The organism is Niveispirillum sp. (assembly GCF_052437035.1).
Lineage (GTDB): Bacteria > Pseudomonadota > Alphaproteobacteria > Azospirillales > Azospirillaceae > Niveispirillum.
Genome location: NZ_JBQVOH010000049.1, coordinates 1 through 621, shown reverse-complemented (window position 1 = coordinate 621; position 621 = coordinate 1). Strand labels below are relative to the sequence as shown.

The following is a 621-nucleotide window of genomic DNA, read 5'->3' as shown; positions in this document are numbered from 1 at the left end:
CGTCTATCCCAACGAGCGTATGATTTATGATCAGGTTTTCGCGCAACCCGATGATTTTCGCCAGTGGCAGCCGCTGGAGATATTGGAGGAATTGAAGGTCAAGGCGCGCGCCGCGGGGCTGTGGAACCTGTTCCTGCCGGACAGCGAATTGGGGGCGAACCTTGGCAATCTCGATTACGCGCCGCTGGCCGAGATCATGGGCCGGTCCTATTGGGCCCCCGAAGTCTTCAATTGCGACGCGCCCAATACGGGCAATATGGAAGTACTCGTCCGCTATGGGACACCCGCGCAGCAAGACCGGTGGTTGCGTCCGCTGCTCGACGGCACGATCCGGTCCGCCTTTGCGATGACCGAGCCAAATGTTGCGTCGTCGGACGCGACAAATATTGGCACGCGTATCCGTCGTGACGGCGATGATTATGTGGTCAGCGGCCGCAAATGGTGGACGTCGGGTGCAGGCGATCCGCGCTGCGAGATCATGATCGTCATGGGTCAGAATGATCCCGACAATCCGAATCGACATGCGCGCCAGTCGATGATCCTCGTGCCGACGAATACGCCTGGCGTCCATATCCGCCGCTACCTGCCGATTTTCGGGATCAGCGATGCGCCGCACGGGCA

1 protein-coding gene is annotated in these 621 nt (G+C 60.1%); it reads left to right on the top strand.

Annotation, left to right across the window (positions count from 1 at the left end; translation table 11 throughout):
* On the top strand, positions 1-621 hold a 621-nt coding region (locus tag ACT6Q8_RS25615; protein WP_444739493.1), incomplete at both ends, for an acyl-CoA dehydrogenase family protein.